Here is a 15,360-nt window from a genome sequence, read left to right on the forward strand (position 1 = left end):
CCAGAGTCGGGTCAGAACGCAAATCGGAATCCGGGGAGAAGCCTGGGGAAAACCCAAGGTAAAACCGGGTATAACTTGGGGAAAACGCCATGCCTCTGGAAATGAACCGCGAAGTCTTTATCACCTGCGCCGTGACCGGCTCGGGCGGGACGCAGGATCGCAGCCCTCATGTGCCACGTTCGCCGAAGCAAATTGCCGACAGTGCGATTGCCGCCGCAAAGGCGGGTGCGGCCGTGGTGCACTGCCATGTGCGCGACCCCGAAACAGGTGCTCCGTCGCGCGATCTGGCGCTGTATCGTGAAGTGACCGATCGCATTCGGGATGCTGAGGTTGACGCGGTGCTGAACCTTACGGCTGGCATGGGCGGAGACATGGTGTTCGGCGGTATCGAAAACCCGCTGCCATTGGCCGAGGCCGGAACCGATCTGGTTGGTGCGACCGAACGTGTGGCCCATGTGGCCGAGTGCCTTCCCGAGATCTGCACACTGGACTGCGGCACGATGAACTTTGCCGAGGCCGATTACGTCATGACCAACACGCCCGGCGCGTTGCGAGCGATGGGGCAGATGATGACCGATCTCGGCGTTAAGCCCGAGATCGAGGCCTTTGACACCGGCCATCTGTGGTTTGCCAAGCAACTGGTAAACGAAGGGATTCTGGAACCCAACGCCCTGGTTCAACTGTGCATGGGTGTGCCGTGGGGCGCGCCGGATGATCTGAACACCTTTATGGCGATGGTGAACAACGTGCCCGATGACTGGACGTTCAGCGCGTTTTCGCTGGGGCGGAATGAGATGGCGTATGTGGCGGCCTCGGTTCTGGCTGGCGGCAATGTGCGGGTCGGGCTGGAGGACAATCTGTGGCTGGAGAAAGGCGTTCTGGCCGAGAACTGGCAACTGGTGGAACGTGCTGGCACCATCATCGAGAACATGGGCGCGCGGGTGATCGGCCCGGCCGAGGTGCGCGAAAAGCTGGGCCTGGTCAAACGGGCGCCCAAAGGTTGACCTGCTTGCGCCCCTTGCCATGACCGGAAAGCGCAGGCGTGCCAGCAAAAGGAAGAGAGCAATGCGATCGGCGGTTGTAATCTGTGCGACGGTTCTGGCCGTATGTCTGCCCCGGGTCGGGCTGGCACAGACCGCGGAAAACCCTTTGGCCCGCAAGGACTGCGAAGCCAAAGGAGGAAGCTATGAGATGGGCGGGCGGATACGACAGTTTATCTGCTTTGAACCTTTGCCCGACGCTGGAAACTCCTGCAAAAAAGCCTCTGACTGCGCAGGGTTCTGCCTGTCGGAAACCAAACAATGCAGCGCGGTGACACCGCAATTCGGGTGCATTCCGCATCTGGATGAGGCGGGGCGCGCGCAGGTAATCTGTATCGATTAGAGGACAGCATGACAAAGACGGCAGCAATTATCGGGGGCGGTGTCATCGGCGGCGGATGGGCCGCACGGTTCCTGCTCAATGGCTGGGACGTTCGGGTGTTCGACCCGGACCCCGAAGCAGAACGCAAAATAGGCGAAGTGCTGGATAACGCACGGCGATCCCTGCCGGGGTTGAGCGATGTGCCTCTGCCGACCGAGGGCGCGCTGAGCTTTCATGACGACATGGCCGACGCCGTACAGGGGGCCATCTGGATTCAGGAAAGCGTGCCAGAACGGCTGGACCTGAAGCTCAAGGTTTACAAGAGCTTGCAGGAGGCTTGTGATCCAGACGCGATCATCGGATCCTCGACCAGCGGGTTCAAACCATCGGAGCTTCAGGACGGTGCGTCGCGCCCCGAACAGATCGTGGTGACGCACCCATTCAATCCGGTCTATCTGCTGCCTCTGATCGAGCTGGTGCCGACCGACAAAAACCCACCGGAGATGATTGAACGGGCCAAGGAACTGTTGACCTCGGTTGGTTTCTTCCCGCTGCATGTCAGGAAAGAGATCGACGCGCATATCGCCGACCGGTTCCTTGAGGCGGTCTGGCGCGAGGCGTTGTGGCTGGTCAAGGATGGCATAGCCACGACCGAAGAGATCGACGAGGCGATCCGGATGGGCTTTGGCATCCGCTGGGCGCAGATGGGATTGTTCGAAACCTACCGCGTGGCCGGAGGTGAAGCGGGAATGCGACATTTCATGGCTCAGTTCGGGCCAGCCTTGAAATGGCCCTGGACCAAACTGATGGACGTGCCGGAATTCACCGATGAACTGGTCGACCTGATCGCCGATCAGTCAGACGCGCAATCAGGGATGCATTCGATCCGTGAACTGGAGCGCATTCGCGACAACAACCTTGTTGGCATGATGCGTGCCCTCAAGGCGCAGAACTATGGTGCGGGGGCGGTGCTGAACCAGCATGATGCGCTGTTGAAACCGGGCGCCCTGCCGACGCTGGACCAGGCGGATCTGAGCCAGCCGATTCTGACCCTGTCCCGCGCCGTTCCGTTGGACTGGACGGATTACAACGGCCACATGAACGAGGCCAAGTATCTGGAAGCTTTTGCCGCCGCCACGGACCGTTTCATGGAGATCATCGGTTGCGATATGGAATACATCGCGTCGGGTGGCAGTTATTTCACCGCTGAAAACCACATCCGTTACATCGACGAGGTCCATGCAGGGGCGAAGATCGATGTGCGCACGCAGATGCTGCTGGGGCAGGGCAAGAAGCTGCATGTCTTTCACAGCATGTATGATGGCGACAAGCTGTTGGCCACGGGCGAGAGTTTCCTGCTGCATGTCAGTCTTGAAACCCGCCGCCCCAGCCCGCCGTCGCCCAGGATCGAAGCCGCGATGGCGCGGATTGCCGAGGCACAGGCCGGTTTGCCTTACCCTGAAGGGGCGGGTGCTGGCATTCGCAAGCCCTCATGACCCGGCGCGTTTTGGTAACAGCCGGGGCATCTGGCGTCGGTCGGGCCATGGCCGCGGCGTTTGGGGCCGCCGGTTATGATGTCTGGGTGACGGATATCGACCCGTCAGCTCTGGATACATTGCCCGACCATTGGGCGGCGCACAGGGCTGACGTGACCAATGAGGCCGACATGAGCGCGGTGTTTCAGGCCGCCGAGGCAGCCGGCGGGCTGGATGTGCTGTGCGCAAATGCCGGAATCGCCGGGCCGACCAACGCGATCGAGGATATCGATCTTGATGCATGGCGCGCCTGTGTCGCGGTCAATCTGGACGGGGCCTTTCTGGCCGTCAAGTACGCGGCACCGATGATGAAGTCGGCGCGGGCGGGCAGCATCATTCTGACCTCTTCGACCGCCGGTCAGTACGGCTATCCGTTCCGAGCGCCTTACGCCTCGGCCAAATGGGCGGTCATAGGGTTGATGAAAACGCTGGCGATGGAACTGGGGCCGCTGGGCATTCGCGCAAACGCCATTTGCCCGGGTGCCGTGGAAGGCCCGCGCATGGAAGGTGTCTTGGCCCGAGAGGCAGCCGCGAAAGGCATGACCCGCGATGAGGTTTACCAGGGCTATGCCTCGGGCACTTCAATGGGGCGCTTTGTGGAAGCGCAGGATATCGCCCATATGGCCGTCTTTCTTGCTTCAGACGCAGCGCGGCTTGTGTCTGGGCAGGTGATCGCGGTGGATGGGCACACCGTCAATCCCGACCCGAAACTGTAACTCAGCCCTGATTTGGTCCTCGGATCTGGCGGATGGTCTGACGGACCGCCTGCCAATCCTGCGCCTCTTTCTGGTTTCCGGCAGCTTCGCATTCGCGCATCTTTTGCGCGGCTTCCGCCTCGGCCCGGTCTCCGTGCGCAGCATACAGGGCGCGTGCGTATTGAGCGGTTTGAATTGCGTCCATTCCTGTGGTCCTCCGTTTGTGGTCGGAATGCCCGATGGTTCGCGCCAAGGGACGATAGCACAGGTTTTGCGCCGCTGCATCAATTCTTGCCGGATACATCCGCTCTGAGTTGTCGCAAGTGGTCCGGAAAATCGCGGGCGGCCACATCGGCCTCGCGCACCAGAGTGTCGAAATGGCGTGAAAATGTCTTGATCCGATCCCGGTCGCGAAACGCCAAATAGTGACTTCCGGCGTAAAAAACGCAAAGAAGCGGCCCGAAAATCGTTACCGGGGCGGAATACAGCCTTTTGGCATCAAACAGATAGATCCGCATCCGGGGATAGAGTTGTTCACACAAGGCCAGCAGGTGATCGATCTGTTCCAGCCGAATTTCCGGGCAAAGGCCATGGTAATACCCCGTGCCGCTTGCAAAGCTCTCGATCTCGTACAACGGCATGGCAATTTCGTAATCTGACTGTGCACTGCGCATCCAGGTCAGCCTGTCTTCGGACGCTCCGATGGCCTGATCCGCCGTGCGCCCCAGATGGGGGGCATATTCCCATTCCAGTACCGCACGCGTCTTGAGCATGTCGGGCAGGGCGGCCGGGACATGACGGATCTTGTACCCGGCGGCTTCTTTGTGCCAGTCGAAAATCCGCTCATCGACCAAGGCGCGGGGCGCTTCGGTAATGGACAGGGTACTGGCCAGTATTTCTGCCGCGCTTTCCGGTCTGTCGGACAGGCTCAGCAACCAGTCGGCCGAAACGCCCAGTGCCGCGGCACAACCACCCACAACATGCGCGTTGGGAAGACGCGCACCATGATCGGTCAACAACTGAGATACGGTTGATCGGTCCACGCCGATATGGCGCGCAAGCGCGCTTTGGCTGACGTGGCGGTCCTCCATCGCGCGGGCAAGGCGAAGGCGGAATTGAGCGGCGCGGTCGCGCTTGTCGATATTTTCCTGCATATGTTCAAAAATATCACAGTTGTTGAGTTTTGTTAATCATATTCAGAATTTTCAGCGTGAGAAATGAAATGTAACCCCTTTGTAAAAGCAAAAAGAATGGGGTTCGGAATGGAAACACGGCGAAGATCTGTCGTGAAAGCAATCGTGTGGAATGCCATGGGTCTGGCCACCATGACGCTGGTGGGTCTGATCGCCACGGGTTCGGCCGCCGTCGGCGGGGCATTGGCGCTAGTGAATACCGCCATCGGCCTGACGCTATACATTGTCTATGAAAGAATTTGGGCCGGAATTTCGTGGGGGCGCAATGGCTGAGCCCTCAACACCCAAATCGCGCGAATGGGGTACATTTGCCCTGATCCTCGGTTGTTATGCCGCATGGCTGGTCGGGCTGTTCTGGCTGGCGGATGTTTCGGTGTGGTTGGCGGTGCCGGTATTGGGCTTTGTTGCAGCCCTGCATTCGTCTTTGACGCACGAAGCCCTGCATGGGCACCCGTTCCGAGCCAAATGGCTGAATGAGGCGCTGATGGCGTTGCCGCTGACCCTGGCCATTCCGTACAACCGTTTTCGCGATCTGCATTTGGCGCATCATCAGGATGCCACCTTGACCGACCCGTATGACGACCCCGAGTCCAACTATATGGATCCCAAGGTTTGGGCGGACCTGCCGCGTGGCGTGCAGGCTGTGCTGGCCCTGAACAACACGCTTCTGGGGCGGATGGTTCTGGGTCCGGCCGTAGGGCAGGTTCTGTTTCTGCGCGACGAATGGCGGGGGCTGCGGCGCGGCGACAGGGCGATCCTGCTGGCATGGGCCTTGCATATCCCCGGCGCGGTTGCGGTGCTGTGGATCGTTGCACAATCGGCCATGCCGATCTGGGCTTATCTGATTTCAGCCTATATCGGGCTGGCGTTGCTGAAAATCCGTACCTTTCTGGAACACCGCGCGCACGAGAAATCCCGCGCGCGGACCGTGATTATCGAAGACAACGGGCCGCTGGCATTTCTGTTTCTGAACAACAACCTGCATGTTGTACATCACATGAATCCCGCCGCGCCATGGTATCGGCTGCCGTCGTTGTATCGGGATGGCAAAGACAGGTATCTGGCCTGCAATGAGGCGTATGTTTACCGCTCCTATGCACAGATTTTCCGGCAGTATCTGCTGCGCGCCAAGGACCCGGTTCCGCATCCGCTCTGGCCAAAGCACTGATTTGGCGACACAACGGATGACATGAGTCTCTGGATCCCTGTCACCATCGCCGCCGCCAGCTTCCAGACCGTACGGTTCATGCTGCAAAAATCCTTGAGCCGCGTGAAGCTGTCTGCCGCGGGCGCGACCTTTGCGCGGTTTGCGTATTCCATGCCGCTGGCCGTTGCCGGGCTGCTTGTGGCGTTACAGATAACCGGGGCCAGTCTGCCACCACTTAACGAAGTATTCTGGCTTTACGCTGTCATCGGAGGTACGGCTCAAATCCTGGCTACGATCTGTGTTGTGGCGTTGTTCAAACAAAGAAATTTTGCGGTTGGAATCACCTTCAAGAAAACAGAAGTCATTCAGACCGCGATTGTCGGATTTCTGGTTTTGGGCGACAGCGTTTCCGGCGGCGCTCTGGTTGCGATCCTGTTAGGGTTGATGGCGGTGCTGCTGCTGTCGAAAACCCCCGGTGGAGGCGGTGCCTGGTGGCGGCATCTGACCAACCGCGCGTCCCAATTGGGGCTTGGATCAGGGGTTTTGTTTGCGTTTTCCGCGGTCAGCTATCGCGGGGCGTCGTTGCAATTGGGTGATGTCGACGCCTGGTTCCGCGCACTGATCACCCTGGCCGCCGTCGTGACGTTCCAGTTTGTCAGCATGGGGCTGTGGCTGTTGTGGCGCGACCGGGCCGAGCTGCGTGCGGTGTGGCAGACCCGATCCACCGGTGTCTTTGTCGGCCTGACCAGTCTGGGCGGGTCGTTTTGTTGGTTCTGGGCCTTCACCTTGCAAAACGCAGCCTATGTCAAAGCGTTGGGGCAGGTAGAGCTGATTTTCAGCCTGATGGCGTCGATCCTGTTTTTCCGCGAGACGATCACCCGGCGAGAAATCGCCGGGATGTTGCTGTTGGGTGTTTCGATACTGGCCTTGGTGTTGGCGATTTAGCCGGCGCGACGTTCGTCAAAGCTCAGGGCAATGAAGCTGGGCAGGTGATCGCCCATACCCACCACGGGCCGGCCATTGTCTTCCTTGCGCCCGCGGCCACGCGCTTTGGGCTCTCGCTCTTTCCGGGCGTCTTTCTTGACTTCGGAGTCCCGGGCTTTTTTCTCGGGCTTCGGTTTTTCAGGCCTGGGCTCTTCCTTGACCGGATTGTCGAGGCGCGGGATGTCTTTCTGGATCAGCTTTTCGATCGCAGCCAGGGCTTTTTCATCGCGGGCCGAGCAGATCGTGATGGCCTTGCCTTCGCGCCCGGCGCGACCGGTGCGGCCGATACGGTGTACGTAATCTTCGGGGTGGCCGGGGACGTCGAAATTGAACACGTGGCTGACGGCCGGAACGTCCAGACCGCGCGCTGCGACGTCCGATGCAACCAGCAGACGCAATGATCCATCGCGGAACCCGTCCAGTGTCTTCATCCGCTGCGATTGGTCCAGATCGCCATGGATCGCGGCAGCGTCATAGCCGTATTTCTTCAGCGATTTCGCGCAGATATCGACATCCGTCTTGCGATTGCAGAAGATGATTGCGTTGGTGCACTTTTCACCTTCGGCGTCGATCAAAGCACGCAGCACGTTGCGTTTCTGGCTTGCTTCACGGTCCCGACGGCCGCCTTTGAACATGACAACGCCCTGTTCGATCGTCTCGGATGCGGTCGCTTGGCGGGCGACTTCAACCCGGGCAGGGGCCGACAGGAATGTATCCGTGATTCGTTCGATCTCGGATGCCATGGTCGCCGAGAAGAACAGCGTTTGCCGTGTGAAAGGCGTCAGCGAGAAGATGCGCTCGATGTCAGGAATAAAGCCCATATCCAGCATCCGGTCGGCTTCGTCCACCACCATGATCTGCACGCCGGTCAGCAGCAGCTTGCCACGTTCGAAATGGTCCAGCAGGCGGCCGGGCGTGGCGATCAGAACGTCGACGCCACGGTCGATCAGGGCCTCTTGCTCTTTGAAGCTGACGCCGCCGATCAACAGCGCCTTGGTCAGTTTAAGGTGTTTGGTATAGGTGTCGAAATTCTCGGCCACCTGGGCGGCCAGTTCCCGCGTCGGACACAGGACCAGCGAGCGCGGCATGCGCGCGCGGGCGCGGCCCCGGGCCAGCAAGGTGATCATCGGCAGTGTGAAGCTGGCGGTCTTGCCGGTGCCGGTCTGGGCGATTCCCAAGACATCGCGACCTTCCAGAGCGGGAGGAATCGCGCCTTCCTGAATTGGGGTCGGGGTTTCGTATCCGGCTTCCTCAATGGCTTTGAGGACCTTCGGGTTCAGGTTCAGTTCGTTGAATTTTGTCATGTAAGTCCGGTTTTTGCGGACACTTGACCTGGCCCGCGCGTCAAAGATGTGCCGGGCCCGGATGGCCATACGCGTGATGCGACATTTCGGCTTGTACGCGGACATAACAAAAACGTTGGCCGGGGTCAAATGAAGAGAATTTCACCTGTGCCTGCCTGTCGCCTGCGGTGAATTTCAGCAACAATTCAGCAACTTCCGGGAAAGTGTTTCTCCAGCTTTTCGTCCAGGTTCAAAGGGCGGTGGCGCAGCAGGCCGTGGCGTTCCAGGTTGGCGCGCACCTGTGCGTCCGCGCCGCTCATTTCATTGTAGAACGCACGCAGCCCGTCCATGCCGTGTTCGGCCTCGATCCAGTTGAGCAGTTCATTCTTGCTCAGCCCTCCCTGTTCGCGCGGAACATTCGGAGCCATGCCGGCCTGATACGAGCCACGATCCATGCGGAACTGGTAATGCGCGATCCAGTGATCCCAGTCCGGGGCATGACGATGGCACAGATCGATCTGGGGAAGCTCGTATTTGCACGGCAGCAGCGCCTTGTTCTGAAACAGGTTGTGGATGCGGATGCTCAGGTTTTTCAAGCCGGTGCGCACGAACAGCTTTCCCTGCACGTGACTCAGGAATCCGCCCATGACGAAGGCGCCGTAATTCGGGTAAATGGTCTCGACCAGCGCTTCGCGGTTCGGGCCATGCGGGATATGAGCTTTGTACAGGTCATCGCCCCCGGCCAAGGCCTCCAACGGGCGGACGCGCACCGCGGGAACCGTGTCTGGAACATCGCGCAGAATATCAGGAATAGGGGCCGTCGGCCAAAGAAACTCATCCACATCGATATGTGTCAACCAATCCAGCCGAGTGTTTCGATAGGCAAAAGTGGCATGAACCGACTGGCGCACCTGATGCTTTTCCGGCCGTGCGCGTCCGCGTTTTTCCCAAAAGGCGTCATCACAGTTACGGACCCGGACCTTGGGGTGCATCCTCAGTGCCCTGAACGTGCGGCGGTTGGGTTCGTCCATGTAGATATACATGAAATCCGCCCCCAGTTCGAGGTGATGGGCCACGAACCGAAGGACGTCTTCGGTTGGCCCCCGGACCATGGAGACAATGCCCCAGGTGGTCATTTGCGCGGTGCGCGGGCGTCGCGCATGCGTTTCAGGCGTCGAAAAATTCCGCCTGGGTCCTTGTTCAATTGGATCATCAGGTGATCCACCAGCGGCGCAATCGTGGGATCATTCATCGCCCTGGTCCAGATCGGAGCGATGAGATTGACATCCAGGCCGCCCTTTTCGAAGGAAAAGCCTTTCATCTGATAGGGCAGCGGCACGTGGTTCCTGTCCTTGAACTGAAACGGCGTTTCCGGGGCCAGCCCCGAGAAGAGCCGCTCGAACTCATAAAGCTTCATCATGCTGAAGAACACGCGCAAAGCATGTCCGACCTCGCGCTGTGTCGGGGTCTGACCGTGATCCGCAAAGGTCTGAACAGAAGACACCAGCCAACGAAGGTCGAGGACGGAAAGAAGATGGTCGGATTGTTCGTCCCACAACCGGCAGAACAGCGCAGGGGCCTGACGCGGAAAGGAGCGTTTTCTGAGGTTCGAGATCAGCTGGGCGTTCAGGAAGGCAAGCTCTGATTTCCCGACGAATTCCCGCGCGATCTGAACGTGTTTGCGATCCCAGGTGGTGTTGCGCCCGGGCGGCAATTCGGTGGCGCTGTCGGGCACGATGCGTTTGGCCAGATCATCCAGATCGACGTCAGGCCCGGGCAGGGTCAGGGTGCCGAACTGAAACGGGCTGCGCCGGTTCTCATAGCTGTCCAGCATGTCGGGCAGGCCACCGGGATAGGTCAGTTCGTCGTCACTCATGCGCGCAGGATTGCACAGCCAAACCTGCCTGTGCAATCAGACAGTTGCCTCAGGTCATCATCTCTTTTGTCGCAGTCAGGTTCAGCGCGGGATAGTCACGGATCACCCGGTCGATATCCCATTGCAGGCGGGTCAGATAGACAATGTCGCCGTCATGGTCATGGGCGATGTGCTGTTTGTTGGCATTCACGAATTTCTCGACTTCGGCCTTGTCACCGCTGACCCAACGCGCCGAGGTGAACTGCGAGGCCTCGAACCGCACCGGCAGGCCATATTCCATCTCGATCCGGCTGGCGAGCACTTCGAACTGCAACGCGCCCACGACCCCCACGATAAAGCCCGAACCGATCGAAGGCTTGAACACCTTGGCCGCACCTTCTTCGGCGAACTGCATCAGGGCTTTTTCCAGATGCTTGGCCTTCATCGGATCGCCGGCGCGGACGCCTTGCAGCAGTTCCGGCGCAAACGACGGGATGCCGGTCACCCGCAGCGCTTCGCCTTCGGTCAGCGTGTCGCCGATGCGCAGTTGCCCGTGGTTGGGAATGCCGATGATATCTCCGGCCCAGGCCTCTTCCGCCAGTTCGCGGTCAGAGGCCAGGAACAGAACCGGGTTCGAGATCGCCATCGGTTTCTTGCTGCGCACATGAGTCAGCTTCATGCCACGCTTGAAGTGACCGCTGGCCATGCGGACAAACGCCACCCGGTCGCGGTGCTTGGGGTCCATGTTGGCCTGAACCTTGAACACAAACCCTGCGACTTTCTTTTCATCCGGGGATATCTGGCGCGGTTCGGCGGATTGAACCTGTGGCTGCGGGCCATAGGCGCCGATGCCTTCCATCAATTCCTTGACGCCGAACGAGTTGATCGCTGAACCGAACCAGATCGGGGTCATGTGGCCTTCCAGCACCGCCTGCGGGTCAAGTGCGGGCAGCAGCTCGCGGGCCATCTCGACCTCTTCCAGCAGTTTGTCCAGCAAATGCTCGGGCACATGTTCCGCCAGTTTGGGGTCGTCCAGCCCGTTGATTTCGATGCTTTCGGCCACCTTGTTGCGGTCGGCGCGATCCATCAGTTCAAGCCGGTCGCGCAGCATGTCATAGCAGCCGATGAAATCGCGCCCCACGCCGATGGGCCAGGCGGCGGGCGTGACGTCGATGGCCAGCATTTCCTGGATTTCGTCGATGATCTCGAACGTGTCGCGGCTTTCGCGGTCCATCTTGTTGCAGAAGGTCAGGATCGGCAGATCGCGCAGGCGGCAGACCTCGAACAGTTTCTGCGTCTGGCTTTCCACACCTTTAGCGCCGTCGATCACCATGACGGCCGCGTCTACGGCTGTCAGCGTGCGATAGGTGTCTTCCGAGAAATCGCTGTGGCCGGGTGTATCCACCAGGTTGAACCGGAAGTTCCCATAGTCGAACGACATCGCAGAAGCCGAAACCGAGATACCGCGATCCTTCTCCATCTGCATGAAGTCCGACCGGGTCCGCCGCGCCTCGCCCTTGGCGCGCACCTGTCCGGCCATCTGGATCGCGCCCCCGTACAGAAGGAACTTTTCCGTCAGCGTCGTCTTGCCCGCATCCGGGTGCGAGATGATGGCGAATGTCCGGCGCCGGGCGATCTCGGGCGGCAGGGTGGGTTGGTTCGAGGTATCAAGCATGAGCGCGCGTATATGCGGGGAATCCTGCCGAAGCAAGACAAAGGGGCTGGTTCGAATCATACGGCTGTGGCAATAAGAACATATAGTGAACAAATTATGGAGTGGATCAATGAATTTGAAAGAGATTGCAGATGAACTGGTGGCCGGTTGCCGGGAAGACCGGGCCAAGGAAAACCTGTCCAAGCTGTACGCGCCGGATGCGGTGTCGGTCGAAGGGCAGGATTTTCAGGGAATGGGTCGGGAGACCAAAGGGGTCGAAGCCATCCGTGGCAAGCACGAGTGGTGGGAAAGCGCCCATGAGGTTTCTGCTGCGTCCGTCAGCGACCCGTTTCCCCATGGCGAAGACCGTTTTGCCGTGATTTTCGAAGTGCAGGGCAAGGTGAAGGAAACCGGCGAAGCGTTCGATATGCGCGAAGTGGGTGTCTATCACGTCGCTGACGGCAAGATCGTCCGGGAGGAGTTCTTCTATTGATCGACGATCCGTTTCTGGTCTTCCCTGTCTGGCCGGTGCTAGACATGCGGCAATGACTGACAGGGAGGATCCGATGGATCTGGGAATTCAAGGAAAGCGCGCGCTGGTCTGTGCCAGCAGCAAGGGATTGGGTCTTGGGTGCGCCGAGGCGCTGGCCGCGGCTGGCGTGAATCTGGTGATGAACGCACGCGGCCCCGAGGCGTTGGAGGTTGAGGCCGCGCGCCTGCGGTCAGAACACGGCGTCGAGGTGCAGACCGTGGCCTGCGACGTGACCACACCCGACGGTCAGGCGCAGGTGATCGAGGCCGCGCAGGGCGTTGATATTCTTGTGACAAATGCCGGTGGACCGCCGCCGGGCCTGTGGTCGGACTGGGAGCGTGATGATTTCATCAAGGCGCTGGATGCCAACATGCTGACGCCGATTGCGTTCATGAAGGCGCTGTTGCCGTCGATGATGGAAAAGGGGTGGGGCCGGGTGGTGAATATCACCTCGCAATCCGTGCGTGCGCCGATTGCGGTTCTGGGCCTGTCAAATGCGGCGCGTACAGGTCTGACGGGCTATGTGGCCGGAACCTCGCGTCAGGTGGCGCCACACGGGGTGACCATCAACAACCTGCTTCCGGGTATTCATGCCACGGACCGGGCGGATTCTCTGGACAGCGGTGTGGCGGCGCAACAGGGTATTTCGATCGACGAAGCACGCGCCAACCGTGCGGCGACGATCCCGGTCCGACGCTATGGGTCGCGGCAGGAGTTTGGTGCCACCTGCGCGTTTCTGTGTTCGCAACATGCGGGCTTCATCGTCGGCCAGAACATCCTGCTGGACGGCGGTGCGACCAACCTGACGATGTGATCATGGCGCAGGGGTTTTCGTTGAAAGATCAGTTGTTCAATGCTGAGAAAGTCCGCTTTCTCAGCGACTTGTTCTTGGACGCTGAACCGGGTTTCGACGCCTCTGCGTTTCAGGCACAGGTCATGTCGCGCCTGCCTGAACTGGAACTGAAAGAGCGTATGGCCTGGATCGCGACATGTCTGCAACAGGCCCTGCCGGGTGACTTGCCAACAGTCGCCCCGGTGATTTTGCGGGCTTTGCCACCGCGGCTGGACCCAGCCAGATCGGATGATGACTTCGGCGATTTCATTTTCGCGCCGCTGGGCGAATGGGTCGCGTCCATCGGGCTGGATCACGTTGATCTGTCTCTGGATGTGCTGGAGGAGCTGACGCAGAGGTTTTCGATGGAATGGGCCATTCGGCCTTGTCTGAACCAGGCCCCTGACAGGGTGCTTGAGCGGATGCACGACTGGTGCACCCACGGCAGCTATCACGTGCGCCGATTGGTCAGCGAGGGAACGCGGCCCCGTCTGCCATGGGGGCAGGGCATCGGTCTGGGTTTGACGGACCCGTTGCCGCTGTTGGACCGATTGCACGGGGATTCCACCCGGTATGTCACGCGGTCAGTGGCCAACCATCTGAATGACATCACCAAGAAAGACCCCGGCCTGGTGCTGGGACGTCTGGACAAGTGGCGCACCGAAGCGCGACAGACCACGGCAGAGCTGGATTGGATGACTTCCCATGCGCTGCGCGGACTGGTCAAGGCGGGGCATCCAGAGGCAATGAAGATGCTGGGATTTAACCCGGATGCCGATGTTGCAGTAACGATTGACCTGAAATCCCAAGCCCGCATTGGCGGCGCATTGGAGTTTTCAGTCGGTTTGAGCGGAGAAGATGAACAGCTCGTCCTGGTGGATTATATCATTCACTTTCAACGCCCTGGGGGGAAAACTTCGGCCAAGGTGCATAAGTTGAAACAGGCGACCCTGACAGGCGGCAAGCTCAATCTCGACAAGCGTCACAAGCTGAAAGGCGATGCCACGACTTTCAAACTGGTGCCCGGAGCGCATCGGCTTGAAGTTCAGGTGAATGGCAATATCCGCGCCGGTGTGGATTTCGAGCTGCTGGCGTGAAGCCCCGCCAGAAGGCTCACACTTTTGTCAGAAGCGCCTTACCCGGATTGCGAACCGCGGATCTCTGGATTAGCTGCGATGCAGCCACTTGCAAGGGGAAGACCGCGATGAAGCATGAATCGGTGCAGAATTATTATGGTGAAGTCCTGCAAAGCAGTGCGGATTTGCAGACCAACGCCTGCTGCACGCCTGACGACATGCCGGATCATCTCAAGCGGATATTGTCCAGGATCCATGACGATGTGCTGACCCGGTATTACGGCTGCGGTCTGATCGCGCCGCTGGATCTCGAGGGCATGTCGGTTCTCGATCTTGGCTGCGGGGCGGGGCGCGACGTCTATGCGTTGTCTGCCATGGTCGGCGAAAAGGGCCGGGTGGTTGGGGTCGACATGACGCCCGAACAACTGGATGTTGCCCGCGCGCATCAGGACTATCACGCCAAGGCGTTTGGGCACCCCAAAAGCAATGTGGAATTCCATCACGGCTATATCGAGAAGCTGGAGGACCTGGATCTGGAGCCCGGATCGTTTGACATCATCGTGTCGAATTGCGTCATCAACCTGGCGACCGACAAGGAAGCCGTGCTGCGCGGCGCGCATCGGTTGCTGAAAGAAGGTGGCGAGATGTATTTCTCGGACGTCTATGCCGATCGCCGCGTCCCGCAGGCGATGGCCGAGGATGAGGTTCTGTATGGCGAGTGCCTGTCGGGTGCATTGTACTGGAACGACTTCCTGTCGATGGCGCGCAAAGCGGGTTTCGGCGATCCGCGCCGGGTGACGCACCGCCCGCTGACCATCGAGAACCCTGCGCTGGAAGAACGTGTTGCCCCGCTCAGATTCCTGTCGGCGACCTATCGTCTGTTCAAGCTGCCGGCGCAGGAACCGGCCTGTGAGGATTACGGTCAGGCGGTGATCTACAAAGGCACTGTTCCCAACGCCCCGCATGCGTTTGTTCTGGATGATCACCACGTTATCGAAACCGGCAAGGTCTTTCCGGTCTGCGGCAATACCTGGATGATGCTGCGGGACACGCGGTTTGCCCGCCATTTCGACTTTATCGGCGATTTCTCTACCCACTTCGGTGTTTTCGAGGGCTGCGGCGGTGAAAGCCCGTTCGAGGCCACAGGCGAAACGATATCATCCGGCGGTTGCTGCTGATCCCTTGCACCTGAGGGGCGGGGTTGCTATCCCC

The 15,360-nt window shown here is 59.7% G+C and carries 17 protein-coding genes; 11 read left to right on the forward strand and 6 right to left on the reverse strand.

Annotation, left to right across the window (positions count from 1 at the left end; genetic code table 11):
• Positions 1 to 89 precede the first annotated feature (89 nt).
• From bcoG to ACR0DJ_RS05615, 4 genes are all read left to right on the forward strand, one after another.
• The gene (bcoG, locus tag ACR0DJ_RS05600) at positions 90 to 1,004 is read left to right on the forward strand and encodes a 3-dehydrocarnitine:acetyl-CoA trimethylamine transferase BcoG (RefSeq protein ID WP_480684139.1); all 915 of its coding nucleotides are present in this window, start codon (positions 90 to 92) and stop codon (positions 1,002 to 1,004) included.
• Between the two features lie 61 nt (positions 1,005 to 1,065).
• Complete coding sequence (locus ACR0DJ_RS05605; protein WP_480684141.1) at positions 1,066 to 1,383, forward strand: hypothetical protein; 318 nt, start codon at positions 1,066 to 1,068, stop codon at positions 1,381 to 1,383.
• A gap of 8 nt (positions 1,384 to 1,391) precedes the next feature.
• Entirely contained in the window at positions 1,392 to 2,858 is a 1,467-nt protein-coding gene (locus ACR0DJ_RS05610; RefSeq protein WP_257598853.1) for a carnitine 3-dehydrogenase, read from the forward strand.
• On the forward strand, positions 2,855 to 3,613 hold the full coding sequence (locus ACR0DJ_RS05615) for an SDR family oxidoreductase (protein ID WP_480684142.1): 759 nt from the start codon (positions 2,855 to 2,857) through the stop codon (positions 3,611 to 3,613). Before ACR0DJ_RS05610 ends, ACR0DJ_RS05615 begins: the two co-directional genes overlap by 4 nt.
• A gap of 1 nt (position 3,614) precedes the next feature.
• Here ACR0DJ_RS05615 and ACR0DJ_RS05620 read toward each other — a convergent pair whose 3' ends face one another.
• Both ACR0DJ_RS05620 and ACR0DJ_RS05625 read right to left on the reverse strand, forming a co-directional pair.
• A complete protein-coding gene (locus ACR0DJ_RS05620) occupies positions 3,615 to 3,797 on the reverse strand; it encodes a hypothetical protein (RefSeq protein ID WP_117868740.1) in 183 nt (60 codons plus the stop codon).
• A gap of 79 nt (positions 3,798 to 3,876) precedes the next feature.
• Positions 3,877 to 4,746 carry a helix-turn-helix domain-containing protein gene (locus tag ACR0DJ_RS05625; protein WP_425078382.1) on the reverse strand — a complete coding sequence of 290 codons (870 nt, stop codon included), beginning with the start codon at positions 4,744 to 4,746 and terminating at the stop codon, positions 3,877 to 3,879.
• A 108-nt stretch (positions 4,747 to 4,854) separates the two neighbouring features.
• On the opposite strand from ACR0DJ_RS05625, the gene ACR0DJ_RS05630 reads away from it, so the two are divergent.
• The 3 genes from ACR0DJ_RS05630 to ACR0DJ_RS05640 are packed head-to-tail and all read left to right on the forward strand — an operon-like array spanning position 4,855 to position 6,877.
• Entirely contained in the window at positions 4,855 to 5,058 is a 204-nt protein-coding gene (locus tag ACR0DJ_RS05630) for a DUF2061 domain-containing protein (RefSeq protein ID WP_170344057.1), read from the forward strand.
• Positions 5,051 to 5,953 carry a fatty acid desaturase gene (locus tag ACR0DJ_RS05635; RefSeq protein WP_480684144.1) on the forward strand — a complete coding sequence of 301 codons (903 nt, stop codon included), beginning with the start codon at positions 5,051 to 5,053 and terminating at the stop codon, positions 5,951 to 5,953. The genes ACR0DJ_RS05630 and ACR0DJ_RS05635 overlap by 8 nt, the downstream gene beginning before the upstream one ends.
• A gap of 21 nt (positions 5,954 to 5,974) precedes the next feature.
• Positions 5,975 to 6,877: an EamA family transporter gene (locus ACR0DJ_RS05640; RefSeq protein ID WP_480684145.1), complete on the forward strand. Its 903-nt coding sequence runs from the start codon at positions 5,975 to 5,977 to the stop codon at positions 6,875 to 6,877.
• On the opposite strand, the gene ACR0DJ_RS05645 is transcribed toward ACR0DJ_RS05640, so the two are convergent.
• The 4 genes from ACR0DJ_RS05645 to ACR0DJ_RS05660 all read right to left on the reverse strand — a co-directional run bounded on the left by ACR0DJ_RS05645 (position 6,874) and on the right by ACR0DJ_RS05660 (position 11,729).
• Positions 6,874 to 8,220, reverse strand: a complete 1,347-nt coding sequence (locus tag ACR0DJ_RS05645; protein ID WP_257598848.1) for a DEAD/DEAH box helicase — start codon at positions 8,218 to 8,220, stop codon at positions 6,874 to 6,876. The genes ACR0DJ_RS05640 and ACR0DJ_RS05645 overlap by 4 nt on opposite strands.
• Positions 8,221 to 8,405: 185 nt before the next feature.
• On the reverse strand, positions 8,406 to 9,335 hold the full coding sequence (locus tag ACR0DJ_RS05650) for a glycosyltransferase family 2 protein (protein WP_480684147.1): 930 nt from the start codon (positions 9,333 to 9,335) through the stop codon (positions 8,406 to 8,408).
• Positions 9,332 to 10,075 carry a hypothetical protein gene (locus tag ACR0DJ_RS05655; protein ID WP_257598846.1) on the reverse strand — a complete coding sequence of 248 codons (744 nt, stop codon included), beginning with the start codon at positions 10,073 to 10,075 and terminating at the stop codon, positions 9,332 to 9,334. The genes ACR0DJ_RS05650 and ACR0DJ_RS05655 overlap by 4 nt, the downstream gene beginning before the upstream one ends.
• Before the next feature lie 49 nt (positions 10,076 to 10,124).
• Entirely contained in the window at positions 10,125 to 11,729 is a 1,605-nt protein-coding gene (locus tag ACR0DJ_RS05660) for a peptide chain release factor 3 (RefSeq protein WP_257598845.1), read from the reverse strand.
• Positions 11,730 to 11,838: 109 nt separating this feature from the next.
• Between ACR0DJ_RS05660 and ACR0DJ_RS05665 the strand changes: the two genes are divergently transcribed.
• The 4 genes from ACR0DJ_RS05665 to ACR0DJ_RS05680 all read left to right on the forward strand — a co-directional run bounded on the left by ACR0DJ_RS05665 (position 11,839) and on the right by ACR0DJ_RS05680 (position 15,326).
• Positions 11,839 to 12,201: a nuclear transport factor 2 family protein gene (locus tag ACR0DJ_RS05665; RefSeq protein ID WP_170344063.1), complete on the forward strand. Its 363-nt coding sequence runs from the start codon at positions 11,839 to 11,841 to the stop codon at positions 12,199 to 12,201.
• A 73-nt stretch (positions 12,202 to 12,274) separates the two neighbouring features.
• Positions 12,275 to 13,054, forward strand: a complete 780-nt coding sequence (locus ACR0DJ_RS05670) for an SDR family oxidoreductase (RefSeq protein ID WP_480684768.1) — start codon at positions 12,275 to 12,277, stop codon at positions 13,052 to 13,054.
• 2 nt (positions 13,055 to 13,056) lie between these two features.
• Complete coding sequence (locus ACR0DJ_RS05675) at positions 13,057 to 14,169, forward strand: hypothetical protein (RefSeq protein ID WP_480684149.1); 1,113 nt, start codon at positions 13,057 to 13,059, stop codon at positions 14,167 to 14,169.
• Positions 14,170 to 14,276: 107 nt separating this feature from the next.
• A complete protein-coding gene (locus ACR0DJ_RS05680) occupies positions 14,277 to 15,326 on the forward strand; it encodes a methyltransferase domain-containing protein (protein ID WP_480684150.1) in 1,050 nt (349 codons plus the stop codon).
• Positions 15,327 to 15,360 lie beyond the last annotated feature (34 nt).

The organism is Ruegeria sp. BF10, assembly GCF_056538725.1.